Source organism: Allomesorhizobium camelthorni, from assembly GCF_011045125.1.
Lineage (GTDB): Bacteria > Pseudomonadota > Alphaproteobacteria > Rhizobiales > Rhizobiaceae > Allomesorhizobium > Allomesorhizobium camelthorni.
This window is the reverse complement of record NZ_JAAKZF010000004.1, coordinates 38170-62453: the sequence shown is the minus strand read 5'-3', so window position 1 is coordinate 62453 and position 24284 is coordinate 38170. Positions and strand designations below refer to the sequence as shown.

The window sequence follows — 24284 nt, the reverse complement described above, 5'->3', positions numbered from 1 at the left end:
CAGCCAGATGAAGCTGAGCGAAGGCGTGGAAGCGGCGATCCATTGCGCCGCAACGCTGGTCAGTGTCGAAGGCGAGGGCACCATACCGGGCGCCGCCCTGGCCGAGCAGTTCGGTCTGTCGCCGAGTTATTTGCTGAAGCACCTCAATGCTCTAACGGCGGCAGGCATTCTGGAGTCGGTGCCGGGCCCTTATGGCGGATACAGGCTTGCGCGTCCTGCCGACCGCATATCACTGCTCGACATCGTGCTGGCGGTGGAAGGTCCGGAGCCCGCGTTTCGCTGCGGTGAAATCCGCCAGAACGGCCCGGTGAAGCTCGACGCGTCGGCCTATGCGAAGCCGTGCGGCATCAACGCTGCCATGCTCAGGGCGGAAAAGGCCTATCGCGCCGCGCTCGCCGCCGAGCGCCTCTCCGACATCGTGCATAACTTCAAGACCGAGGCCGACCCCCGCTCGGTCGCCGCCGGCTGCGCTTTCGTCGAGCGCCATCAGCGGCCGCAGAAATCTCCCAAGCAGAAGTGAAAGGAATGATGATGAAGCCCAGGCTGAATTTCTACGGTCAGGCGCCTGAATTGACGAAGGCGCTCGTCGCGCTGAACAAGGCGGTCGACGAATGTGGCCTCGAAAAGAGCCTGCTGCATCTGATCAAGCTGCGGGCGTCGCAGATCAATGGCTGTTCGTTCTGCGTCGAGATGCACAGCCGCGAGGCTCGTGTGGACGGCGAGATCGAGCAGCGGCTTTATCTCGTTTCTGCATGGAAGGAGTCGCCGCTCTTCACCGATCGCGAGCGCGCCGCATTCGCCTGGGTGGAAGCGGTGACGAAAATCGCCGACGCCGGCGTTCCGGACGAACTCTACGACAAGACGCTGCAGCATTTCTCGGCGGAAGAATTGACGAAGCTTACGGTGGCGACCGGCATGATCAACATCTGGAATCGGCTCTGTGTGAGCTTCCACGCCATTCATCCGATGCCGGCTGCCAACGCGGCGTAAGTGTCGGATCAAGGCTTCGGGCGGTTGCCGCCCCGGTCATTTTTCATCGAGAGAAAAAGATCATGACCACAGATATTTCAGTAGAGATCCTTTTCGCCGGGCGCCTGTTGCTCGGTGGCGCGTTCGTGTTTGCCGGCATTCGCAATATTCTGAACGCGCCCTTGCTGACGCAGCTCATCTCGGCACGCGGCGTGCCGCAGGCGCGGCTGATGCTGTGGCTCGGCATCGCCCTGCAGATCGCGGCCGGCGCACTGCTGATTGCCGGCATATGGACCGCTCTCGCGGCAGCCGGCCTCATCCTGTTCCTGCTCGTCGCCACGCCGATGTTCCATAATTTCTGGGATCATCAGGGCCTGGAGCGGGCGGCCAAGATCAACGGCGTCGTCGGCAACGTCGCGCTGATCGGCGGGTTTCTCGTGGTTGTCGCCGGCGCACAGTGAAGATGCGCCGGCGCCATCGTCAGGCGTCCCTGGTCTCGAACATGAGCAGGTCCGCGCCGCCATCGGCGAAATTGGCAAGATCGCCCGCCACCGCCTGGCCCTCGGGCGAGGCGAGACCTTTCTGCAGATCCTCCATGGAAGCGAAGGTGAGCGTCGCCACGAGATGCACGCCCGACGGACCGGCCGGGGCCGCGACGGCGCCCTCGCTGATGTCGTAGCTCCGCAGGCCGGGAATTTTCTTGGCCAGCGGTATATGGGTCGACGAGTAGTAGCGGTCGAACGCGGCTGCGTCCTTCGGCGTCTTGTAGAGCACGATGAGCTTCGCCATCGGGTTCCTCCTTGTCGCGTTTTCGGTGTTGGCGCCCGCTGCAAAGCTGCGTGCAACGGCCGCCGAACACAAGCGGAAAGCGCCGGTCTGACCGACAGCAGGAGGAGTTCAGCCCTTCGGTTGCAATCCATCGACGAAAAGCTGTTCCAGAAACTGCGCCGCGTCATCGAACGGCCGTCGCCGCCGCGGTCCGGGCCGAGCACGGCGCGCACCTGCACGTCGAAGTCGGCATAGTGCTGGGCCGTTGAACGACTGCCTCTTCCACTCATGGACCGAACCGGCTATCGGAAAGCTGAAGGGGAGGGACGCAAATGGCGACGACTGCAGTTCTGATGACCATCGGACGCGTGGTGTTCGGCGGTTTCTTCCTCATCGCCGGCATCCGCAATTTGCTGCATTTCGGCGAACGGAAGGAGGGCGCCACCAACTACGGCTGGAAGCTGCCCGCGCCGATCATGGCGGTGGGTTTCGTCGTGCAGTTGCTCGGTGGGCTGGCGCTGATCCTCGGCATCTGGACCGTGCCGACGGTGATCGCACTCATCGTATTTCTCGTTCTGGCGACCGCACTCTATCACAATCTTTTTCTGTTCCGGGGCAAGGAGCGCGACCCGCATCTTTACCTCACCCTGGTCAACATCACGCTGGCCGCCGGCCTACTGCTCGTCATGGCCGACGTTAGCTGATTTGGGTCAGACTTCCTTCGAAGAAGGCGAATTCCTGGCCGGCCTTCCACTGCTGGGCCTTGCGCACAGCCTTCGAAATGGAAATCCGGAATTTGGGGAGAGAGTTGCGGTCGCGACCATTTTCCTACCTTTTCGAATCGATCAGAGTCGGCAGTGGGCTTGCTCACGCGTATTTTTCCGGTGGGGCAGCTGGATCGCTCATCAATCATCACAAGCGGCGAAATCGTTTGACTACACCAACTTGCGCCGACAGAAGGGGAACAAGACTGTCGAGGTTGAGCCTTGCCGCATGATGTGAACCTTGTCGCAACGATTGCCGTCGGCTTCGTGCTGGCGTCCATCTTCGGCTATCTGGCCGACAGGCTGCGGCTGCCGGCTCTGGTCGGCTACCTCGTCGCTGGCATCTTCATCGGACCCTTTACGCCCGGTTTCGTGGCCGATGCGGATATGGCGGGGCAACTCGCCGAAATCGGCATCGTTCTTCTGATGTTCGGCGTCGGCCTGCATTTCTCGGCTTCCGACCTGCTCGCCGTGCGCGGAGTGGTCGTGGCGGGCGCTCTGGGCCAGATACTGCTCGCGACCCTGCTCGGCTTCGGGCTCTGCTGGCTTTGGGGATGGAACGCCGGCCACGGCATCGTCTTCGGATTGTGCATTTCGGTTGCGAGCACAGTGGTGCTTCTCAAGGCGCTAGAGGAGCGAAATCTCCTTCAGTCGACTCAGGGACGGGTCGCGGTCGGCTGGCTGATCGTCGAGGATCTGGCGATGGTATTGGCGCTGGTGTTGCTGCCGGTCTTCGCCGAGAGCATGGGCGGGCATGCCGAGGCGGGCAGCGAGACCTCGAGCGCGCCAATCACCCTTACGATTCTCCTCACGCTCACGAAGGTCGCCGGCTTTGCGCTGATTGCAGCCCTGATCGGGCCGAGGATCGTGCCCTGGATCCTGATCAAGGTGGCGCGCACCGGCTCGCGCGAACTCTTCACGCTCTCGGTTCTGGCGCTAGCGCTTGGCATCGCCTTCGGTTCGGCGGCGGCCTTTGGAGTGTCTTTCGCGCTCGGCGCGTTCTTCGCCGGCGTGATCATGGGCGAGTCGCAGCTCAGCCACCGAGCCGCGGCCAATTCCCTGCCGCTGCAGGACGCATTCTCGGTCCTGTTCTTCGTCTCGATCGGCATGCTGTTCGAACCGGCCATCCTCGTCGAAAAGCCGCTCGAGGTGCTCGCAGTGGTTGCGGTCATAGCCTTGGGCAAGCCGATCGGTGCTTTCCTGCTCATCCTTGCGCTGCGCTATCCAGTCCGGCTGGCGCTCGGCATAGCGGCGGGCATCGCGCAGATTGGCGAGTTTTCCTTTATTCTCGCCGGCCTCGGCGCCGCCTACGGATTGGTGACCAAGGAGGGCCAGAGCCTCATCCTCGCCGCCGCGCTCCTGGCCATAACCATCAATCCGCTTGCCTTCGCCACGGCGGAGGCGCTTGAGCGGTGGATAAGCGGCCGTTTCCCGCGGTGGTCAGCCAATTTCGGCAGGCGGCGCGAACGCGTGCTGGCCGTGGAGCTCGACCGCATCCAGGCCCAGGCCAAGAAGCGCGATCACGAGCAGGCGCGCAAGATCACGGAGTTCATCGAGACCTTCCCGCTGTTCAAGGCAATTAACGTCGATGATCAGGAGGAACTGCTGTTGCTCTTCGTGCCGAAGGCGGCCTCGCCGGGCGACCGCATCGTGCGCATCCGCGAGAAAGGCGACGCGATGTATTTCGTCGTTTCCGGAACCGTGGAGGTGGACGTCAATGGCGCCGCCGTGCAGCTCGGAGCCGGGTCGTTCTTCGGCGAAATGGCGTTGCTCACGGGCGATCCGCGCACCGCCGACGTGACGGCCGTCGACTACTGCAACTTCCTCGTTCTGTCGCGGCGCGACTTCAGGCTCTTCATGTCGCGGCATCCGGCGGTGCGGGCCGCGGTGCAGGCGATGGCGGAAGAACGTCTTGCCATGAACCGCGCGGCCGTGAATAGTTCCGAGTATCACGACGAGCGGCTGGACCAGGGGGCCGCCGCCACGGATCGCTAACCCTGCCGATCCGGCCTTGGCCTCAGCCCGTCAAGGAACAACTGCTCCAGAAAGCGCGCGGCATCCTCGAAGCGGCCGTCGCTGCCGCGATCGGCGCCTAGCACCGCGCGCACCTGCACGTCGAAATCGGCGTAGTGCTGTGTCGTTGCCCAGATCGAGAAGATCAGGTGCCAGGGATCGGTCTTGGCGATCTTTCCGGCGCGCATCCAGCCCTTGATCACCTCGGCCTTCTCGTCGACCAGGCTTTTCAACTCGCCCTCCAGCATCGGCTTGATGCGCGGCGCGCCTTGCAGGATCTCGTTGGCGAAGAGCCGGCTTTCACGCGGAAAATCCCGCGCCATTTCGAGCTTGCGCCTGATATAGCTACGCAATTCGGTCAGCGGGTCGCCGATATCGTCGAGTTCCTTGAGCGGCGCCAGCCAGGTGTCGAGCAGGCGCTGCATCAGCGTCTCGTGGATTTCTTCCTTGCGGCGGAAATAATAGAGCAGGTTCGGCTTGGACATTCCGGCCGCGTCGGCGATCTGGTCAATGGTCGACCCGCGAAAGCCGTGCGCCGAGAAAACCTCGAGCGCCGCCTCCAGGATGAGTTCGCGCTTTTCCGTTTGGATGCGTGTCCTGGGACGCGGCGCCTTGGTGTCCATGTCTATGCCGCTCCCCGCGATATGGCAGCGAAATCGGTTCTGTGGCCCAATCCGCTGGACCAGTTCAACCTGCCTTGTGGAGCGCGATTTCGGCCAGCCATTTCCGCTACTATTTCCTTGACCGCCGATCTGGCGGTGCTAACGTTTGTCCAATCGGTCAAAAATTTGCGTAGCACGAAAACGCAGCCAAGACCAAGCGTTGGCCGTATCGAAACAGGGGATTCAAGGGAAGGCTTGGTCATGTCCAACAGAATGAATGTAGCGCCGAACGACCTCAGCGCATTCTGGATGCCGTTTACGTCGAACCGGCAGTTCAAGCAGGCGCCGCGCATGATGGTCGCGGCCAAGGACATGCATTACACGGCGAGCGACGGCCGCAAGATCCTCGACGGCACCGCCGGCCTGTGGTGCGTCAATGCCGGCCACTGCCGCCCGAAGATCACCGAGGCGATCCAGCGGCAGGCGGCCGAGCTCGACTATGCGCCGGCCTTCCAGATGGGCCATCCGATCGTGTTCGAACTGGCCAATCGGCTGGTCGACATCGCACCGGCCGGCATGGAGCACGTCTTCTTTACCAATTCAGGCTCGGAATCGGTCGATACCGCGCTGAAGATGGCGCTGGCATATCAGCGCGTTAAGGGCGAAGGCTCGCGCACCCGGCTGATCGGTCGCGAGCGCGGCTATCACGGCGTCAATTTCGGCGGCATCTCGGTCGGCGGCATCGTCACCAACCGCAAGATGTTCGGTACGCTTCTGACTGGCGTGGACCACATGCCGCACACGCATCTGCCGGAGAAGAACGCATTCACGCGCGGCGAGCCTGAATATGGCGCGGAACTCGCCAACGAACTCGAGCGGATCGTGACGCTGCATGACGCATCGACCATCGCCGCCGTCATCGTCGAGCCGGTAGCCGGTTCGACCGGCGTGCTGATCCCGCCGAAGGGTTATCTGCAGAAGCTGCGCGAGATCTGCACCAGGCACGGCATCTTGCTGATCTTCGACGAAGTCATCACCGGCTTCGGCCGCATGGGAACGCCGTTCGCGGCGGATTATTTCGGCGTCACGCCGGACATCATCACCACGGCCAAGGGCGTGTCCAACGGCGTCATCCCGATGGGCGCGGTGTTCGTCACGAAGGAAATCCACGACGCCTTCATGACCGGCCCCGAGCACATGATCGAGTTCTTCCACGGCTACACCTATTCGGGCAATCCGATCGCCTGCGCGGCCGCACTCGGCACGCTCGACACCTACAAGGAAGAAGGCCTGCTCACCCGTGGCGCCGAACTCGCCCCCTACTGGGAAGAGGCGCTGCATTCGCTCAAGGGCGAGCCGAACGTCATCGACATCCGCAATATCGGCCTGATCGGGGCGATCGAGCTTGCGCCGATCGCCGGCAGCCCGACCAAGCGCGCCTTCTCCGCTTTCGTGAAGGCGTTCGAGCGCGGCGCGCTGATCCGCACCACCGGCGACATCATCGCGCTGTCGCCGCCCCTGATCATCACCAAGGGACAGATCGACGAGCTGATCGACCACGTGCGCGAGGTGTTGCGTCTCGTGGAATGAACCACTGGAAGAACAGGAAGGCCGGCGTCGGGAACCGCCGGACCTTCCCCGAAGTAAAATGAGAGGAAGATAAGCGCATGGCCGCCCCGGGCGAGAATTTGCGAATCAATTCAGATCGTTTGTGGGATTCCATCATGGAGATGGCGAAGATTGGCCCCGGCGTCGCCGGGGGCAATAACCGCCAGACGCTGACCGACGAGGACGGCGAGGGCCGTCATCTCTTCCAGAAATGGTGCAAGGAAGCCGGCCTCGAAATCGCCGTCGACCAGATGGGAACGATGTTCGCCCGCCGCGAGGGCACAGACTCGGATGCGCTGCCAGTCTATGTCGGCAGCCATCTCGACACCCAGCCGACCGGCGGCAAGTTCGACGGCGTGCTCGGCGTTCTGGGCGGGCTGGAGATCATCCGCACACTGAACGAGCTCGACATCAAGACGAAGCATCCGATCGTCGTCACCAACTGGACCAACGAGGAGGGCACGCGCTACGCGCCTGCGATGCTCGCCTCCGGCGTGTTCGCCGGCGTGCACGACAAGGACTGGGCCTACGATCGGGTCGACGCCAGGGGCAAGCGCTTCGGCGACGAGCTGGAACGCATCGGCTGGAAGGGCGACGAGGAAGTCGGCGCACGCAAGATGAAGGCCTTCTTCGAGCTTCACATCGAGCAGGGGCCGATCCTCGAGGACGAGATGATCGATATCGGCGTCGTCACCCACGGCCAGGGCCTGAAGTGGCTGCAGGTGACCCTCACCGGCAAGGAGAGCCATACCGGCTCGACGCCGATGCCCAAGCGACGCAATGCCGGTCTCGGCATGGCGCGGGTGACGGAGCTCGTGCACGAGATCGCAATGGACTATCAGCCCGACGCAGTCGGCGCGATCGGCCACATGGAAGCCTATCCGAATTCGCGCAACATCATCGCCGGCAGGACGGTCTTCACCATCGACATCCGCTCGCCCAACAAGGACGTGCTCGACGAGATGGACGCCCGCATCCGCGATGGCATTGCCACCATCTGCGAGGCGCTCGACATAAAGTTCGAGATCGAGCAGGTTGGCCATTTCGACCCCGTCACCTTCGACGAGGGCTGCGTCAAGGCGATCCGCGACGCGGCTGAAAGGCTCGGCTATTCGCACCGCAACATCGTCTCAGGCGCCGGCCATGACGCCTGCTGGATCAACCGGGTGGCGCCGACGGCGATGGTGATGTGCCCCTGCGTAGATGGGCTCAGCCACAACGAGGCCGAGGAAATTTTCCCGGAATGGGCCGCGGCCGGCTGCGACGTGCTGTTTCACGCGGTGGTCGAAACGGCGGTGATTGTTGAATGACGGGCGCTAAGAGCCGATAATATCTCCATCGGGAACAGGAGGTCGCCATGGGCCGGCCAAAGGAACTGACGGAAGAGGAAAAGAAGGAGCTCGCTGCCGAAGGCTATCGGCCTGTGGAGGTGTGGTTGCCTGACCTTTGGTCCGATGAGCTCTGGAAACAGATTGAGGAAGATTGCCGACAGATCAGGGAGTCTGACCGGCGAACCGGAATGATGAAGACGTTGGACGCATTTGCTGAAGATCTCTGGGACGATCTCGACTAATGCGTCGCGGTGATTTGGTCATCGTTTCAGCGAAGGGCGACTACGGTAAGCCTCGACCCGCTGTTGTGATCCAAAATGATCGGTTGGAGGATTGGGTCGAGAGCCTTACGGTGTGCTTTCTCACGACTGACCTGACGACGGGGCGCAATTTGCGTGTCGATGTCGAGCCAAATTCTGGCAACGGCTTGCATGGAAAATCGCAGGTTCAGATCGAAAAAATCATGACCTTCCCGAAAGATAAAGCTCGCGGACCAGTCGGCCGTTTAAGCAGCGACCAAATGAGAGCTGTCGATCGTGGGCTGCTTCTGTTGCTTGATCTCCTTCCACCAATAGAAATTCCACGCGTGCCTTGAGCGTCAATACCTGGGGAGCACCCGCCATGTCCAAAGTCATCAAGAACGGCACTATCGTCACCGCCGACCGCACATGGAAGGGCGACGTGCTGGTCAAGCACGACAAGATCATCGGCATCGGGCCGGATCTGCATGGCGACCACGAGTACGACGCAACCGGCTGCTACGTGATGCCGGGCGGCATCGATCCGCACACCCATCTCGAAATGCCGTTCATGGGCACCTATTCGGCCGACGATTTCGAAAGCGGGACACGGGCCGCCCTTGCCGGCGGCACGACCATGGTGGTCGACTTCTGCCTGCCCGCGCCCGGCCAGTCGCTGCTCGAGGCGCTGCAGATGTGGGACAACAAGACCTCGAAGGCCTGCGCGGATTTCTCGTTCCACATGGCGATCACCTGGTGGGGCGAGCAGGTGTTCAACGAGATGGCGACCATCGTCGACAAGGGCATCACCTCGTTCAAGCATTTCATGGCCTACAAGGGCGCGCTGATGGTCGACGACGACGAGATGTATTCGTCGTTCCAGCGCTGCGCTGCCCTTGGCGCCCTGCCGCTCGTCCATGCCGAAAACGGCGACGTGGTCGCGCAATTGCAGCAGAAGCTGCTTGCCGAAGGCAATAACGGCCCGGAGGCGCATGCCTATTCGCGGCCGCCGGAGGTCGAGGGCGAGGCGACCAACCGCGCCATCATGATCGCCGACATGGCGGGCGCGCCGCTCTATGTCGTGCATGTCTCCTGCGAGCAGGCGCATGAGGCGATCCGCCGGGCGCGGCAGAAGGGCATGCGCGTTTTCGGCGAGCCGCTGGTTCAGCATCTGACGCTCGACGAAACCGAATACATGAACAAGGATTGGGACCACGCCGCGCGGCGCGTGATGAGCCCGCCCTTCCGCAACAAACTGCATCAGGATTCGCTTTGGGCCGGCCTGCAGGCGGGCAGCCTGCAGGTGGTGGCCACCGATCATTGCTCGTTCACCACGGAGCAGAAGCGCTTCGGCGTCGGCGATTTCACGAAAATCCCGAACGGCACCGGCGGGCTCGAGGATCGCATGCCGGTGCTGTGGACCAGGGGCGTCAATACCGGCCGGCTGACCATGAACGAGTTCGTCGCGGTCACTTCCACCAACATCGCCAAGATATTGAACATGTACCCGAAAAAGGGCGCGATCGTCGAAGGCGCGGACGCCGATATCGTGGTGTGGGATCCCAAGCGCAAGAAGACAATTTCGGCGAAGAACCAGCAGTCGGTGATCGACTACAACGTCTTCGAAGGCTTCGAGGTGACAGGTCTGCCGCGCTTCGTGCTGTCGCGAGGCGAACTGGTGATCCAGGAATCGAGCGTGCAGGCACAGCCTGGCCACGGTGAGTTCGTCGCTCGCGAGCCGAATGCGGCGGTCAATCGCGCCCTGTCGAAGTGGAAAGAGGTTGTCGCGCCGCGCAAGGTCGAGCGCACCGGCATTCCGGCGGGGGTGTGAACCGGGTGTTTTCGCGACAAGCCGCAGCGTCCGTGAGGCTATTTCGCCAGCGCATCCAGTTCCGGCAGCAGCACCACGCTTTCCTGCTCTTTGGGATCGGTACGCGCGATGACCGCCGTGCACGGCCGGTCCGAAAGGTTCGCCGGCAGATGCGGCACGCCGGCCGGAATGTACATCATGTCGCCGGCCTTCATGTCGGCGAACTCTTCAAGCCGCTCACCGTACCAGGTGCGAGCCTCGCCCGAAAGCACATAAACGGCAGATTCGTGGCTTTCATGCAGATGCGCCTTAGCCCGCGCGCCGGGCAGGATGGTCACGATATGCATGCACAACGCCTTCGACCCGACCGTTTCGGCGGCGATTCCCTCGAAATAGCTCAGTCCCTGCCTGCCGTCATAGGTCGAGCCGGGACGAACGACGCGGCAGGTGGGCTTCGATGAGGCATCCATTGCGGCTTCTCCACAATCCCGAACTGGATTTCTTGCATGCCAGGCGGCAATCTTGCCTACCATAGCCCGATGCTTTCAACCATGCAGCAGGAACATCCCCAAGCGATGACCGACCCTACCAGAACCGTCATCGCCGCCAAAGGATTGGGGCTGACCTTCGAAACCAGCGACGGGCCGGTGCGGGCTCTTTCCGATGTCGATCTCACCATCGGCAAGGGCGAGTTCGTCTCTTTCATCGGGCCATCGGGCTGCGGCAAGACGACGTTTCTTAGGGTGATCGCGGACCTCGAAAAGCCGACCGACGGCACGATCGAGATCAACGGCATGACGCCTGAAGAGGCGCGCGAAAGTCGGGCCTATGGCTATGTATTTCAGGCAGCGGCGCTGTTTCCGTGGCGCACGATCGAGCGCAACGTCACCCTGCCGTTGGAGATCATGGGACTGTCCAGGGCCGAGCAGAGGGAGCGTGTGAAGCGGACGCTCGATTTGGTCAATCTCACCGGCTTCGAAAAGAAATATCCGTGGCAGCTTTCCGGCGGCATGCAGCAGCGCGCCTCCATCGCGCGCGCGCTGGCGTTCGACGCCGACCTTTTGCTGATGGACGAGCCGTTCGGCGCACTCGACGAGATCGTGCGCGACCATTTGAACGAGCAGTTGCTGGAGCTCTGGAGGCGGACGAACAAGACCATCTGTTTCGTCACCCACTCCATTCCCGAGGCGGTCTATCTGTCGACGCGCATCGTTGTCATGTCGCCGCGGCCGGGTCGAGTCACCGACGTCATCGAATCGACGTTGCCCAGCGAGCGCCCGCTCGACATTCGCGAGACGCCGGAGTTCCTGGCGATCGCCGCCCGAGTACGCGACGGGCTCAGGGCAGGGCACAGCTATGAGGATTGAACTTGGGGTGCGATGCGGTCGCTCATATCGGTGCGTCCTTCGAGGCTCGCTTCGCTCGCACCTCAGAATGAGGGAGGCGGGGCGCTATACTCGAACGGAGAGGCTTGCGCTGTACTGTCGTCCTGAAAGGCTAGCGCTGCACCGTTCTCATTTTGAGCAAGTACCTCACGTCTCCTGCCCTGAAAGGCCGGCGTCCCACGTTCCTCATCTTGGGAGGCCGGCGTCTCACCTCCCTCATCCTGAGGTGCGAGCGAAGCGAGCCTCGAAGGACGCACGACAATCCAGCGGGCTGAGACATTAAATGGACAGCCTGCGCGACAAAATCATCCCCGTCACCACGATCCTCGCGGCGCTGGTCGTCGTCTGGTACGGCTTCGCCGTTCTCCTGAACGCGCCATTCCAGCGCGACCTTGACCGCCGCGCCGGCGAAACGCCGGGCTTCACGGAATTTCTGGGCAAGACGCTGTCGCAGCCGAAGCCGACGCTGCCTGCCCCGCACCAGGTGGCGCAAAATTTCTTCGAAAACACTTTTATGCGAAAGATCAGCAGCAACCGCAGTCTCGTCTATCACGGATGGGTGACGCTTTCCTCGACGCTGCTCGGCTTCGCCTTCGGCACGGCGCTCGGCATATTGATCGCAGTCGGCATCGTGCATGTCACGGCGCTCGACCGCAGCCTGATGCCCTGGATCATCGTCTCGCAGACCATTCCAATCATTGCGCTTGCGCCAATGGTCATTCTGCTGCTCGGCCCGTTCAACACGCCGGCCATCGTGACCAAGGCGCTCATCTCGACCTACCTCTCCTTCTTCCCGGTCGCGGTCGGCATGGTGAAGGGGCTGCGCTCCCCCGAGATCATGCATCTCGATTTGATGCACACCTACAATGCCAGCGCCTCGCAGACCTTCTGGAAGCTGCGCGTTCCGGCTTCGGTTCCGTTCCTCTTCACCTCGATGAAAGTAGCCATCGCCGCCAGTCTTGTCGGCGCGATCGTCGCCGAATTACCGACCGGCGCGGTGGCCGGCATCGGCGCCAAGCTGCTCATCGGCGCCTATCACAGCCAGTCCATCGACATATGGGCAGCGCTCATCGCCGGGTCGGTGGTGGCGCTGATCCTGGTCGGCATGGTCGGGTTCGCCGGCCGGCAGGTCGAAAAGAGCATGGGAGGGCGGCCGGCGTGACCCGTCTTGGTCTGTCCTGGCAGGCGCTCTCAGCGCTCGTTCTGTGCGTCGGCGCGGCATTCGGCCTGCCCCTGTTTGGCGCCCAGCCGGGCATGGGCGCGGTAGCGACGGCGGAAATTTTTGCGCTGATATTCGCTGCGATCGTCTTTTCGGCGGGTAGCGGCTTCCGGCCGACGTCAGTGCTTCTGCTGTTTGCCGCCACGCATGCCGCGGTCTGGCTGCTGGTTTCCGGTCTCGCCGGCAATGAAGGCACGGCCCGGCTGCCCTATTTCGCGCTGCTGGCCGCGACGTGGCTGCTGGCCTGGCGGACGGTAAGCGTCCTCTCACACCTCCGCCCCGTCACCGCGCAGGGCCGGACCTTCGTGCGGCTGGCTATTCCGCTGCTTTTCGGCGTCTGGATTCTGATCATCTGGGAAGCGATCGTCAGAGGCGCCGGCGTTTCCGCGATCATATTGCCGCCGCCAAGCGCGATTGCCGCCCGCATCGTCACCTCGCTGCCGATGCTCGCTGCCGATGTGAACCAGACCATCTTCAAGTCGGCGCTGACCGGCTATGTGCTGGGCGGTTCGGCCGGCTTCCTTGTCGCCATCTTAGCCGACCGCATCGCCTTCTTCCGCCGCGGCCTGCTGCCGATTGGAAACATGATGTCGGCGCTGCCGATCATCGGCGTCGCGCCGATCATGGTCACATGGTTCGGTCCCGACTGGCCGTCCAAGGCGGGCGTGGTCGTGGTCATGACCTTCTTTCCGATGCTGGTGAACACGGTGACGGGCCTCACCGCCTCCGGCCACATGGAGCGCGATCTGATGCGCACCTATGCGTCGAGCTACTGGCAGACCCTGTTCAAGCTGCGCCTGCCGGCGGCGGCGCCCTTCATCTTCAACGCGCTGAAGATCAATTCGACGCTGGCGCTGATCGGCGCCATCGTGGCGGAGTTCTTCACCACGCCCGTCGTGGGAATGGGTTTCCGCATCTCCACAGAGATCGGCCTGCTGCGGGTCGATATGGCATGGGCCGAAATCGCGGTTGCGGCGCTCGCGGGTTCGGTCTTTTATGGCGTGATCGCCCTGATCGAAAGGGCCACCACGTTTTGGCATCCGTCTGTCCGTGGTGGATAGGCGTACTTCAGAGGGTAAGCAAAAAATGAAAAAACTGATTGTTTCCATGCTTGCCGGCGCGATGTCGCTGGCTGCCGTCCAGGCATGGGCCGCCGACGAGGTGACCCTGCAACTGAAATGGGTCACGCAGGCCCAGTTCGCCGGGTACTATGTGGCCAAGGACAAGGGCTTTTACGAGGAGGAGAACCTCGAGGTCGAGATCAAGCCGGGCGGCCCCGACATCGCGCCCGAGCAGGTGATCGCCGGCGGCGGCGCCGACGTCATCGTCGACTGGATGGGCGGCGCGCTGGCCGCACGCGAAAAGGGCGTGCCGCTGGTCAATATCGCCCAGCCGTTCAAGAAGGCGGGCATGCAGCTCGTCTGCCCGAAGGACGGCCCGGTGAAGTCCGAAGCCGACTTCAAGGGCAAGACGCTCGGCGTCTGGTTCTTCGGCAACGAATATCCGTTCTTCGCCTGGATGAACAAACTCGGCCTTTCGACCGAAGGCGGGGCGGACGGCGTGACGGTTCTCAAGCAGAGCTTCGACGTGCAGCCGCTGATCCAAAAGCAGGCCGACTGCATATCGGTGATGACCTACAATGAATACTGGCAGCTCATCGACGCCGGCTACAAGCCGGAAGACCTGATCGTCTTCAACTATTCGGCGATGGGCAACGACCTGCTCGAGGACGGCCTCTATGCGATGGAGGACAAGCTCAAGGATCCGGCCTTCGAGGACAAGATGGTCCGCTTCGTGCGCGCCTCGATGAAGGGCTGGAAATACGCCGTCGAAAACCCCGATGAGGCGGCGGACATCGTCGTCGAGAATGGCGGGCAGGACGAGAATCACCAGAAGCGCATGATGGGCGAAGTCGCCAAGCTCATCGACAACGCCGACGGCAAGCTGGTCGAAGCGGCCTATGAACGCACCGCCAAGGCGTTGCAGGACCAGAAGATCATCTCCAAGGAGCCGACCGGCGCCTGGACCTCGGCGGTGACCGACAAGGCGATCCAGTAGCCATTGTCTTGCGAGGTATAGGAAAGGGGCGGGCAACCGCCCCTTTTTGCTTCACCGCTTCTCCCGAATATCCGTCATGGTCCGGGTCGGCGTGATCGCCTCGGGGTCGAGCTTGATCTCGATGATCGCCGGCTTGCCGGATGCACGCGCGCGCTCGAAGGCGGAAGCGAATTCGGCGGTCGTCTCGACCGTTTCGCCGTGGCCGCCATAGGCGCGGGCAAGGGCCGCGAAATCCGGGTTCTTCAAATCGGTGGCGACGACACGGCCGGGATATTCCCGCTCCTGATGCATGCGGATCGTGCCGTAAATGCCGTTGTTCACGACGATAACGATGATCGGCAAGTCGTACTGGACGGCGGTCGCGAATTCCTGGCCGTTCATCAGAAAGCAGCCGTCGCCGGCAAAGGCGATGACTTCACGCTCCGGGAACAGCCCTTTGGCCGCGACCGCGCCGGGCGTGCCGTAGCCCATGGAGCCCGAGGTCGGGGCCGCCTGTGTGGCATAGCGCCGGGAGCGGTGAAACCGGTGTACCCAGGTTGCGTAGTTTCCAGCACCGTTGGTCAGGATCGCATCGTCGGGCAGCACCGATTCCAGATAGCTCATGATCGGACCCATCTGCACCGCGCCGGGACCGGTCTCGGGGGGCGTCGACCAGTCGAGATAGTTCTGGTGCATTTTTGCCGTTTCAGGCGCCCAGATAGGCGGCTTACCAGGGCTGCGCGCCGAAAATGCCTCGACGAATGCGGCAGGTGACGCGTTGATGGCGAGCTTTGGGCGATAGACGCGGCCGAGTTCGCTCGCGTCGGGATGGACGTGGACCAGCGTCTGGTCCGGGTAGGGGCTCTTCAGCAGCGTGTAGTCCGACGACGGCATTTCGCCCATGCGCCCGCCGATCAGGAGCACGAGATCGGCCTGCTTGATCGCGGTCGCGAGTTTCAGGTTCGGGCTGATGCCGACATCGCCGGCATAGCAGGGGTGGAGGTGGTCGAACAGCATCTGGCGGCGGAACGAGCAGCCGACAGGCAGCGACCACGCTTCGGCGATCTTCTGCATGTGGCTGAATGCGGCTTCGCTCCAGCGCGAGCCGCCCAGAATGACGAACGGGCGCTCGGCCTTTCCAAGAAGCTCCTCAAGCCGCGCCATTTCTTCCGCTCCCGGACGGGTCTCGACCGGCGTGAAGGCCAGGGCGTCGGGCGCGTCTGCGAGGCTGGTCAGCATGTCCTCCGGCAACGAGATCACCACCGGCCCCGGCCGGCCTGAGGTGGCGACGGCAAATGCACGGGTGACGATTTCGGGGATGCGCGCCGCGTCGTCGATCTCGGTTGCCCATTTGGCGAGCGGACCGAAAAAGGCGCGGTAGTCGACCTCCTGGAAAGCCTCGCGCTCCCTGGCGTGGCTCGCCACCTGGCCGATGAACATGATCAGCGGGATGGAATCCTGCATGGCGATGTGGATGCCGGCAGAAGCGTTGGTCGCGCCGGGGCCGCGCGTGACGAAGCAGATGCCGGGCTTGCCGGTCAGCCGGCCGTGGCAATCGGCCATCATTGCCGCGCCTCCTTCCTGCCGGCAGACGATGGTTTGGATGCGGTTCGAATCGTGCAGGGCATCCAGCACGGCGAGATAGGATTCGCCGGGCACGCAATAGATGCGGTCTACTCCGTTCGCCTCGAGCGCTTCGACGATCAGCTTTCCGCCGGTTTTCATGATCCGGTTCTCTCCAGTTCGGCAAGGATTTCGGCCGTGTGCTCGCCAAGCCGCGGCGAGGGGCGTTCATAGACGAGCGGCGTTTCCGACATCACCATCGGCGCGCGCACAGAGGGTAGCGTGTTGCCATGGCCGTCGTCGAGGTCGAGCCGCATGCCGCGGGCGATGGTCTGCGGGTCGGCGAACATTTCTCCAATATCATTGATAGGGCTTGCCGGGACGCCGGCTTTTTCGAGCAAAGCGAGCAGGTTGTCGCGGTCGAAATCCGCGAGGCGCGGAACGATGTTTTCACGCAGAGCCGCGCGGTTGGCGACGCGCGCTTCATTGGTCGCATAGGCGGGATCGCCGGCCAGTTCTTCCAGCCCGACCACCGCGCAGAATTTCCGGAACTGGCTGTCATTGCCGACAGCGAGGATGAAGTGGCCGTCGCTGACCGGCAGCACTTCGTAGGGCGCGATGTTGGGATGGGCGTTGCCCATCTGGACCGGCGGCTTGCCGGATACCAGGAAATTCAGGTTCTGGTTGGCGAGCACGGAGATCTGCGCATCGAACAGCGCCATGTCGACATGCTGGCCCTGTCCAGTGGCTTCCGCGTGGCGAAGCGCCGCCTGGATGGCGATCACCGAATAGAGGCCGGTGAAAATGTCGGTGACGGCGACGCCCACTTTCTGTGGCTCGCCGCCGGCCGGGCCGGTGATCGACATCAGGCCGGACATGCCCTGGATGATGAAATCGTAGCCCGCGCGCGGCGCATAGGGCCCATCCTGGCCGAAGCCGGTGATCGAGCAATAGACCAGCTTCGGGTTGATCTTTTTCAGGCTCTCATAGTCGAGGCCATACTTCTTCAGGCCGCCAAGCTTGAAATTCTCGACGAGGACATCGGCGGTGGCGATCAGCCGGCGGACCGTCTCGGCCCCTTCGGGCTTCGAAAAATCGATGGCGATCGAGCGCTTGCCGCGATTGCAGGCATGATAATAGGCAGCCGAAAGGTTTTTGCCGTCCTTGCCGGTGACGAAGGGCGGCCCCCATTTGCGGGTGTCGTCGCCGCCGTCCGGGCTCTCGACCTTGATGACGTCGGCGCCCAGATCGGCAAGCAGCTGGCCCGCCCAGGGTCCGGCCAGGATGCGGGCGAGTTCGATAACGCGGACGCCGTGGAGCGGGGGGTTGGGCATTGAGCACCTGGGGACAGTTTACTTTTTGCCCCTCGTGGGACCTGGAAGCCGTAGATGCCTTTCCGGGGCAAGAAAGTAAACTGTCCCCGGCACTGGCCTGCTGTCACATGCGGCTAACCGACTTGCGCGGCCGTCCGCCCTTCGAGCCATTGCGCCTGGCTGCTTCCGCCTTGGCCGGCGATGTCGAGCGGCCTGCCCGACGCGCCATATAGGCGCCCGTACCGAAAATCCCGGCAAGCAGCCCGGGAACAGTGAAATCGACGTCCAGTGCTTCCCAGTGCAACCCATAGCCAGCGCCCAGGACTTCGACTTGGGAGAGTTCCTCGTCGCTTGCTCCCTCCAGGCCCTGGGCCAAACGCGGCGGGAAGGCAAAGGTGCATCCATTGGTGAGTTCGACCACGACGCGGTCGAGGCGGCTGTCGTAGCGCACGCTCGCGGCGCGGGGTTCGCCGACGGTTGCAAGCCTGCCCCGCTCAATGGCGGCGTCGATGTCCTTGTCAGTCAACTCAGCCATGGATTTCTTTCCATCTTGCGAGCAACACGTCGCGATTTTCCAGAACGATGGCCATCGATCGGCGCACTTCGCTTCGCTTCATTCCTACCGCCCAGATCAACTCGGGCAAGCCATCCGGTCCGATCAGATTGATCTTGGCTTCTCCGTCGCCGTAGACATGCACATGCGCCGGTTCATGATCATCGACGAAGATCACAATCCTGAATCCGCCTGAACGAATGACCGTGATCAATCAGTAACCCATCTTGATGGGTTTTTCAACCGATAGCTGGTTCTCTGCCCACTGCACAAAATCTTCCATGATGATGTTTCGATTCACTTCGTTCAGGCTTTCATGGCGGGTTTCGGGGTAAACCTTTGAAACGAGACTCGAAAAACCTATCCGCCGCATGCGGGCGGCGAGCGCTTCGACCGCCTTGCCGCCGTCGCTCGCCGGGTCCTTTTCGCCGCCGGCCAGGTTGAAGGGCATGTCCCTGCGGACCTTGGAAAAACTCGCGTCGTCCGCGCCATGGAAGACAAAGCGGAAGACATCCTGCCAGAGCGACACCGAAGCGTTCCAGCCGCAGAGCGGGTCGGCGATGTATTTGTCGACTTCTTCCGGATCGCGCGACAGCCAGTCGAATGGGGTGCGGTGGTTCGGCACCTTCTTTCCCCAATCGACGAAAGTCATTTTGGGGAGCATGCGGGACGGCACGTCCGAGCCCAGCCGAAAGCGCTCCCAGGCAAGGATGGCCTGCGCCACGCGGCCCAGAAGGCCGGCGGAGAAATTGGCATTCCAGATCGCGGCCGCGTGCAGATGCGCGGAATGGCGCAGCACGAAATTGAGCGCGACGATGCCGCCCATCGAATGGCCGAAAAGGATCAGCGGCAGGCCGGGAAGCTCGCGGGCGATGAGGTCGTGGACCGCGCCGATGTCGGCCAGAACCTTCGCGCCGCCATCAGGGTTGCCGAACATGCCCTGCGGCGCGTCCGGCGCGGTGGTGAAGCCGTGACCGCGATGGTCGTGGGCATAGGTGTGGAAGCCGCGGTGGCTGAGGAAATCAGCGAAGCGGGCGTAGCGCGCCGCGTGCTCGGCAAGCCCGTGGCTGATATGCACGACGCCGCGCGCCGGACTGGCGGCCTGCTTCGTATAGAGATTGAGCGCCGCGCCGGTCGGCGAGGCGAGCGTGCGTTGGTCGTCGAACGGCATGTTTTTCTCCCCCGGCGAAGACTGTTGGCGAAGGCAGGCAGGCCGTCAAGGGTTTCATTGCCAGCAGCTCGCGTGGATAGAATCCGCCGCCCGTTGCGACCAATCGAAGAAATCCGCCTTACGAATCAATGAGATGTAAGATTCTTGAAGAATCTTTTGTCCGCTTTTGTCCATCACCCCCTGCGTTCCCCGCATAATCCCCGGCAGTTTCTCCTGCGGGAACGCCGGTCATGACGGTGATTTGCGGGGAGGAACCGGTGTTCCGGGAAAGCGGCTAACGTGGCCGCGGAAGCGGAAGGTCGTCCAGAGTTTCCACGACTGTCCGCTAAGACGGGCACGAGGCGCCGTATATCGCTCGCGCTGGCACGGCAAACCACCGGCGTATGCCGGCAGGTCCGCAGGCTGGGAAACGGGGGGCTGAAAAATCACCGGCGGGGCGCGAGGTTCGCGCCACGTATAAAAATTAGGAAGGCGTTGGCCTCGCGCCCCGCTTCCCGACCTTTCCCAATGACCAGACGCGAAAGCGGGCGTGGTAACGGAGAGGTATTTGGACCGGACTGAATGCCCATTATCCGCGTGTGTCGGCGGCATGCTATGATTATCAATTCAGTTCTCGGGAGGGAGACGATGACCGGCATGGAGTTCTCGCGGTTTCCGGACGAAACGCTGACATTCCTGCGGGGGATCGCCCATAACAATTCCAGGGACTGGTTCGAGGCCAACCGCGCCCTTTACGAGGCTGGCTATGTCGAGCCGGCGCGGCGTTTCGTCGAGACGGTCGGGCCAAAGCTCGCAGGCGTTTCACAGAGCGTGCGCTACGAGCCGAAGGTGAACGGCTCGATTTCCCGCATCAATCGCGACATCCGCTTCTCCAGGGACAAGCGGCCCTACAAGGACCATCTCGACATCTGGTTCTGGCACGGCGACAAGAAAGGCTGGGACCGGCCGGGCTTCTATCTGCGCATCGCGCCCGAAGCGATCTTCATCGGCAGCGGCATGCATGTTCTCAAGGACGAGATGCTGGAGCGTTTTCGGTCGGCCGCGCTCGACGAGCGGTCCGGCCGGGAGCTTGCCGAAATTGCTGCCTCGGTTGCGGCGGCGGGTTACGAAATCGGCGGCGCAACGCGCAAAAGCGTCCCGCGCGGCTATGACGGAACCCACGAGCGCGCCCGCTTTCTGCTGCATGAGGGGCTTTACGCCGGGAAGGAACTCCCGGCGGAGGAGGCGACCACGCCCGGTTTCGCCGAACGCGCTCTGGCGCACTTCGCCGCCGCTTGGCCGGTCGGCAAGTGGCTGCTCGACAAGGTGGTAGGCTGAGGAACCTCGGGAGGTGACCGCGCCCGCTTGAGCGTGGCGCGGCAAGGCGCCCCAACCGCCGCGAAAGCATTGCCGTTGCGGGCCGCTTCGCTTACATAGCGCCCAACTCTCCTCAACATTACGGGATAAGCGCGCGTGGCACGCCAGTTCATCTATCACATGGCCGACCTGACCAAGGCCTACGGCACCAAGAAGGTTCTCGAAAACCTCAACATCTCCTTTTACCCCGACGCCAAGATCGGCATTCTCGGCCCGAACGGCGCCGGCAAGTCGACCGTGCTCAAGATCATGGCCGGCATCGACACGGAATGGAGCGGCGAAGCCTGGCTCGCCGAGGGAGCGACCGTCGGCTACCTAGCGCAGGAGCCGGAGCTTGACCCGGCGCTCAACGTGTTCGGCAACATCATGGAAGGCGTCGCCAAGAAGACCGCCATCATCGACCGCTACAACGAGCTGATGATGAACTACTCCGACGAGACGGCCGATGAGTCGGCCAGGCTCCAGGACGAGATGGACCGGCTGAACCTGTGGGACCTCGAACAGCAGGTCGAGATGGCGATGGAAGCGCTGGGCTGCCCGGCCAAGGACGCCGACGTGACCAACCTCTCGGGCGGTGAGCGCCGCCGCGTGGCGCTGTGCCAGCTTTTGCTGCGCGAGCCCGATCTTCTGCTGCTCGACGAGCCGACCAACCATCTCGACGCCGAAACGACGGCCTGGCTGGAAAAGCACCTGCGCGCCTACAAGGGCGCGGTGATGATCATCACCCACGACCGCTACTTCCTCGACAATGTGACCGGCTGGATCCTGGAGCTCGATCGTGGCCGCGGCATTCCCTACGAGGGCAACTACACCGCCTATCTCGAAGCCAAGGCCAAGCGCCTCAAGCAGGAAGGCCGCGAGGACGATGCGCGCCAGCGCGCGATCAGCCGCGAGCGCGAGTGGATCGCCTCCAGCCCGAAGGCCCGCCAGACCAAGTCCAAGGCCCGCATCCAGGCGTTCGAGAATTTGCTGGAGCAGGCCGACAAGCGCCGTCCTTCGGACACACAGATCGTGATCCCGCATGGCGAGCGGCTCGGCAATGTGGTGATCGAGGTATCCGGTCTGTCCAAGGGCTATGGCGACCGGCTGCTGATCGAGAATCTGGAATTCAAGCTGCCGCCCGGCGGCATTGTCGGCGTGATTGGCCCTAACGGCGCCGGCAAGACGACGCTGTTTCGCATGATCACCGGCCAGGAAACGCCCGACGAGGGCACGATCCGCGTCGGCGAGACCGTGAAGCTCGGCTATGTCGACCAGAGCCGCGACACGCTCGACCCGTCGAAAACGGTTTGGGAGGAGATTTCCGGCGGCGCCGAAGTGGTCAAGCTCGGCAAGCACGACGTCAACACCCGCGCCTATTGCTCGTCGTTCAATTTTCGCGGCGGCGACCAGCAGCAGAAAGTCGGCAATCTTTCGGGCGGCCAGCGCAACCGTGTGCACCTGGCCAAGATGCTGAAGACCGGCGGCAACGTGCTGCTGCTCGACGAACCGACCAACGACCTCGACACGGAGACGCTGGCAGCACTCGAAGACGCGCTGGAAAACTATGCCGGCTGCGCCGTCATCATCTCGCACGACCGCATGTTCCTCGACCGGCTGGCCACGCACATCCTCGCCTTCGAGGGCGACAGCCATGTCGAATGGTTCGAGGGCAACTTCGAGGATTACGAGCAGGACAAGATCAGGCGGCTCGGCCCCGACGCGGTCAACCCGCACCGCATGACGTATAAGAGGCTGACAAGGTAGGGGCGATCCAGACGACGACCTCACCGCATCCGGCAGCAGAACGGGAAGAACGGTCCCGAAAGCCCCGGTGCGGCGGTCGGCGTGAAGGTATAGTCACGCACGGCGTCGCTTTCGTCGGTGCAGCCGCCCGGCGTCGCGGCGATCGTGCCGCTGATGCCGTGGCTGGTCTCGAAGGTCCACGGGTCTTCGGAGGAGAAGACGACGGTGCCGGGCGTGGTCTGGATGCCGTCGCCGGAGAACGCGTCGATGAAGGAGGATTGCATCGTTCCGCCGACGCAGCTCAGTTCGACTGCCCAGTTCGGCTCGAAGCCGGAGCAGATCATCGTGTCGCCAGAGGTGACGAGGCCGTTGCAGGATACGTCGGCCGCCATGGCCGGCGCGGTAAAGCCCAGAATCGACATAATTGCAGGAACAATGGAAGTCGCGCGCATCATGAACCCTCCTGACGCATTGCTCTTCCCGGCCCGCAGCGACGATACGCCTGGCCAGCGTGAGCGTAAAGCGTCGGCGGCGGCCGAAAGATCGGCGTGGCGCTTGACAGGATCGCGGGCGTGGCGCTTAAGCCGGCGTAAACTGCTACACGGCAAAAGTGTCGACCGGGAGACCGCGAAACTGTAGGGCGTGCGTGGGCAGGGTCGCGGCAACCGCACGGGGATCGTTTAGCAGCATGCATCGCGTCATCATCAGCGGCGTCGGCGTCGTCATTCCCGAGGCCTCGATCACCAATGAGGAACTCGTCGACAGCTTCAACATTTGGGTGGACGCTGAGAACGCGCGCCGCGAGATCACCGGCGAGGAGAAGCTGGCGAAGTCCGACACCGACTTCATCGTCTATGCGTCGGGGGTGAAGAAGCGCCACGTTCTGGTGCTGGACGGGATTCTGGATCCCGAGCGGATGACGCCGCGCATCCCGCCGCGCGGCGACGACGAACTGTCGGTGATGGCGGAGTTCGGCGTCGCATCGGCGCGTCGGGCGCTCGACGATGCGGGGCTCGGTCCGGAAGATATCGACCTCGTGATCTGCGCGGCCTCGCATCACCAGCGGCCCTATCCGGCGATCGGGATCGAAATCCAGAATGCGCTCGGCATAAAAGGCGCGGCTTTCGACATGGGCCTCGGCTGCTCATCGGCGGCAGCCGGCCTGCATGTCGCCTCCAATCTGGTGCGGGCGGGCGGGCAGAAGCGGGTGCTGGTGGTGACGCCCGAGATCATCACCGGGCATCTGAATTTCCGCGACCGGCAGACGCATTTCATCTTCGGCGACGCCTCGACGGCGATGGTGGTGGAAGCGCTGGAGGAGGGCGAGACGCGGCCGGGCAAGTTCGAAGTGCTCGACACGCGCGGCTGGACACAGTTTTCCAACAACATCCGCACGAATCTCGGCTTTCTGTTGCGGGCCGGACAGGAGGATACCTCCGCAATCGACATGCGTGGCAACATGATCAAGCAGGTCGGCAACAAGGTGTTCAAGGAAGTGACGGTGGCCGGCCACCGGTTCATCGTGGACTTTCTCGCAGAGCACGGCCTGACGCCGCACGGGATCAGGCGGTTCTGGCTGCATCAGGCCAATGCGCGCATGAACGCCATGATCCTGAAGCTCTCCTTCGGCCACGATGTCGGCCACGACCGCGCACCGATGGTGCTGGAGCGGCTCGGCAACACCGCGGCGGCCGGCGCGATCATCGCCTTCAAGGAAAATCACGAGGACATGAAGGCCGGCGATTACGGCCTGCTCTGCGCCTTCGGGGCGGGTTACTCGATCGGCGGCGCGCTGCTGAGGAAGCTGTAAGGCATCAGCGGCGATCATCGGTTGATCAGGCTTTTTGGCTGGACCTGG

The 24284-nt window shown here is 63.0% G+C and carries 26 protein-coding genes and 1 pseudogene; 17 read left to right on the top strand and 10 right to left on the bottom strand.

What is annotated here, in order from left to right:
• Positions 1–7: 7 nt before the first annotated feature.
• The 3 genes from G6N73_RS05650 to G6N73_RS05640 all read left to right on the top strand — a co-directional run bounded on the left by G6N73_RS05650 (position 8) and on the right by G6N73_RS05640 (position 1430).
• Positions 8–520, top strand: a complete 513-nt coding sequence (locus G6N73_RS05650) for an RrF2 family transcriptional regulator (RefSeq protein WP_165024565.1) — start codon at positions 8–10, stop codon at positions 518–520.
• 11 nt (positions 521–531) lie between these two features.
• Positions 532–990, top strand: a complete 459-nt coding sequence (locus G6N73_RS05645; protein ID WP_165024860.1) for a carboxymuconolactone decarboxylase family protein — start codon at positions 532–534, stop codon at positions 988–990.
• Positions 991–1052: 62 nt separating this feature from the next.
• Positions 1053–1430, top strand: coding sequence for a DoxX family protein (locus G6N73_RS05640; RefSeq protein WP_165024562.1), 378 nt, complete (start codon positions 1053–1055; stop codon positions 1428–1430).
• 19 nt (positions 1431–1449) lie between these two features.
• Here the strand turns inward: G6N73_RS05640 and G6N73_RS05635 are convergent, their stop codons facing one another.
• Together G6N73_RS05635 and G6N73_RS36715 are read right to left on the bottom strand one after the other, a co-directional pair.
• Positions 1450–1758 carry an EthD family reductase gene (locus tag G6N73_RS05635; RefSeq protein WP_165024560.1) on the bottom strand — a complete coding sequence of 103 codons (309 nt, stop codon included), beginning with the start codon at positions 1756–1758 and terminating at the stop codon, positions 1450–1452.
• Between the two features lie 108 nt (positions 1759–1866).
• Positions 1867–2006 (bottom strand): annotated as a pseudogene (locus tag G6N73_RS36715) (TetR family transcriptional regulator C-terminal domain-containing protein); the annotation flags it as partial.
• 63 nt (positions 2007–2069) lie between these two features.
• Here G6N73_RS36715 and G6N73_RS05625 point away from each other — a divergent pair.
• Both G6N73_RS05625 and G6N73_RS05615 read left to right on the top strand, forming a co-directional pair.
• Complete coding sequence (locus G6N73_RS05625) at positions 2070–2441, top strand: DoxX family membrane protein (RefSeq protein ID WP_165024557.1); 372 nt, start codon at positions 2070–2072, stop codon at positions 2439–2441.
• A gap of 282 nt (positions 2442–2723) precedes the next feature.
• Positions 2724–4496, top strand: coding sequence for a cation:proton antiporter domain-containing protein (locus tag G6N73_RS05615; RefSeq protein ID WP_165024555.1), 1773 nt, complete (start codon positions 2724–2726; stop codon positions 4494–4496).
• Here G6N73_RS05615 and G6N73_RS05610 read toward each other — a convergent pair.
• Entirely contained in the window at positions 4493–5137 is a 645-nt protein-coding gene (locus G6N73_RS05610; RefSeq protein WP_165024552.1) for a TetR family transcriptional regulator C-terminal domain-containing protein, read from the bottom strand. The genes G6N73_RS05615 and G6N73_RS05610 overlap by 4 nt on opposite strands.
• 240 nt (positions 5138–5377) lie before the next feature.
• Here G6N73_RS05610 and aptA point away from each other — a divergent pair, with 240 nt between their 5' ends.
• From aptA to hydA, 5 genes are all read left to right on the top strand, one after another.
• Positions 5378–6706 (top strand): omega-aminotransferase AptA, encoded by a 1329-nt coding sequence (gene aptA / locus G6N73_RS05605; RefSeq protein ID WP_165024550.1) that lies wholly within the window; start codon positions 5378–5380, stop codon positions 6704–6706.
• Between the two features lie 77 nt (positions 6707–6783).
• Positions 6784–8034, top strand: coding sequence for a Zn-dependent hydrolase (locus G6N73_RS05600; protein ID WP_165024547.1), 1251 nt, complete (start codon positions 6784–6786; stop codon positions 8032–8034).
• A gap of 47 nt (positions 8035–8081) precedes the next feature.
• A complete protein-coding gene (locus G6N73_RS05595) occupies positions 8082–8297 on the top strand; it encodes an antitoxin MazE-like protein (protein WP_165024545.1) in 216 nt (71 codons plus the stop codon).
• Positions 8297–8650: a type II toxin-antitoxin system PemK/MazF family toxin gene (locus G6N73_RS05590; RefSeq protein ID WP_165024541.1), complete on the top strand. Its 354-nt coding sequence runs from the start codon at positions 8297–8299 to the stop codon at positions 8648–8650. Before G6N73_RS05595 ends, G6N73_RS05590 begins: the two co-directional genes overlap by 1 nt.
• A 26-nt stretch (positions 8651–8676) precedes the next feature.
• On the top strand, positions 8677–10125 hold the full coding sequence (hydA, locus tag G6N73_RS05585; protein ID WP_165024522.1) for a dihydropyrimidinase: 1449 nt from the start codon (positions 8677–8679) through the stop codon (positions 10123–10125).
• Positions 10126–10163: 38 nt separating this feature from the next.
• Here hydA and G6N73_RS05580 read toward each other — a convergent pair whose 3' ends face one another.
• Positions 10164–10574, bottom strand: a complete 411-nt coding sequence (locus tag G6N73_RS05580) for a cupin domain-containing protein (protein WP_165024520.1) — start codon at positions 10572–10574, stop codon at positions 10164–10166.
• A 105-nt stretch (positions 10575–10679) separates the two neighbouring features.
• Here G6N73_RS05580 and G6N73_RS05575 point away from each other — a divergent pair, with 105 nt between their 5' ends.
• The 4 genes from G6N73_RS05575 (at position 10680) to G6N73_RS05560 (ending at position 14766) form a co-directional block, all read left to right on the top strand.
• The gene (locus G6N73_RS05575) at positions 10680–11471 is read left to right on the top strand and encodes an ABC transporter ATP-binding protein (protein ID WP_165024518.1); all 792 of its coding nucleotides are present in this window, start codon (positions 10680–10682) and stop codon (positions 11469–11471) included.
• A gap of 301 nt (positions 11472–11772) precedes the next feature.
• Complete coding sequence (locus G6N73_RS05570; protein ID WP_165024514.1) at positions 11773–12651, top strand: ABC transporter permease; 879 nt, start codon at positions 11773–11775, stop codon at positions 12649–12651.
• Positions 12648–13769 (top strand): ABC transporter permease subunit, encoded by a 1122-nt coding sequence (locus G6N73_RS05565; RefSeq protein WP_165024512.1) that lies wholly within the window; start codon positions 12648–12650, stop codon positions 13767–13769. The genes G6N73_RS05570 and G6N73_RS05565 overlap by 4 nt, the downstream gene beginning before the upstream one ends.
• 25 nt (positions 13770–13794) lie before the next feature.
• Complete coding sequence (locus G6N73_RS05560) at positions 13795–14766, top strand: ABC transporter substrate-binding protein (protein WP_165024509.1); 972 nt, start codon at positions 13795–13797, stop codon at positions 14764–14766.
• Between the two features lie 51 nt (positions 14767–14817).
• On the opposite strand, the gene G6N73_RS05555 is transcribed toward G6N73_RS05560, so the two are convergent.
• The 5 genes from G6N73_RS05555 to G6N73_RS05535 form a co-directional block, all read right to left on the bottom strand.
• Entirely contained in the window at positions 14818–16470 is a 1653-nt protein-coding gene (locus G6N73_RS05555) for a thiamine pyrophosphate-binding protein (protein WP_165024507.1), read from the bottom strand.
• On the bottom strand, positions 16467–17642 hold the full coding sequence (locus tag G6N73_RS05550; protein ID WP_165024505.1) for a CaiB/BaiF CoA transferase family protein: 1176 nt from the start codon (positions 17640–17642) through the stop codon (positions 16467–16469). Before G6N73_RS05550 ends, G6N73_RS05555 begins: the two co-directional genes overlap by 4 nt.
• A gap of 103 nt (positions 17643–17745) precedes the next feature.
• On the bottom strand, positions 17746–18156 hold the full coding sequence (locus G6N73_RS05545; protein ID WP_165024502.1) for a DUF2442 domain-containing protein: 411 nt from the start codon (positions 18154–18156) through the stop codon (positions 17746–17748).
• Positions 18149–18388, bottom strand: a complete 240-nt coding sequence (locus G6N73_RS05540; RefSeq protein ID WP_206078681.1) for a DUF4160 domain-containing protein — start codon at positions 18386–18388, stop codon at positions 18149–18151. Before G6N73_RS05540 ends, G6N73_RS05545 begins: the two co-directional genes overlap by 8 nt.
• On the bottom strand, positions 18389–19345 hold the full coding sequence (locus G6N73_RS05535) for an alpha/beta fold hydrolase (protein ID WP_165024500.1): 957 nt from the start codon (positions 19343–19345) through the stop codon (positions 18389–18391).
• Between the two features lie 627 nt (positions 19346–19972).
• Here G6N73_RS05535 and G6N73_RS05530 point away from each other — a divergent pair.
• Positions 19973–20662, top strand: coding sequence for a DUF2461 domain-containing protein (locus tag G6N73_RS05530; protein WP_165024497.1), 690 nt, complete (start codon positions 19973–19975; stop codon positions 20660–20662).
• A 135-nt stretch (positions 20663–20797) separates the two neighbouring features.
• The gene (gene ettA, locus G6N73_RS05525; RefSeq protein WP_165024494.1) at positions 20798–22447 is read left to right on the top strand and encodes an energy-dependent translational throttle protein EttA; all 1650 of its coding nucleotides are present in this window, start codon (positions 20798–20800) and stop codon (positions 22445–22447) included.
• A 20-nt stretch (positions 22448–22467) separates the two neighbouring features.
• On the opposite strand, the gene G6N73_RS05520 is transcribed toward ettA, so the two are convergent.
• Positions 22468–22878: a hypothetical protein gene (locus tag G6N73_RS05520; protein ID WP_246251676.1), complete on the bottom strand. Its 411-nt coding sequence runs from the start codon at positions 22876–22878 to the stop codon at positions 22468–22470.
• A 236-nt stretch (positions 22879–23114) separates the two neighbouring features.
• Between G6N73_RS05520 and G6N73_RS05515 the strand changes: the two genes are divergently transcribed.
• On the top strand, positions 23115–24236 hold the full coding sequence (locus G6N73_RS05515; protein WP_008837124.1) for a beta-ketoacyl-ACP synthase III: 1122 nt from the start codon (positions 23115–23117) through the stop codon (positions 24234–24236).
• Positions 24237–24284: the final 48 nt, after the last annotated feature.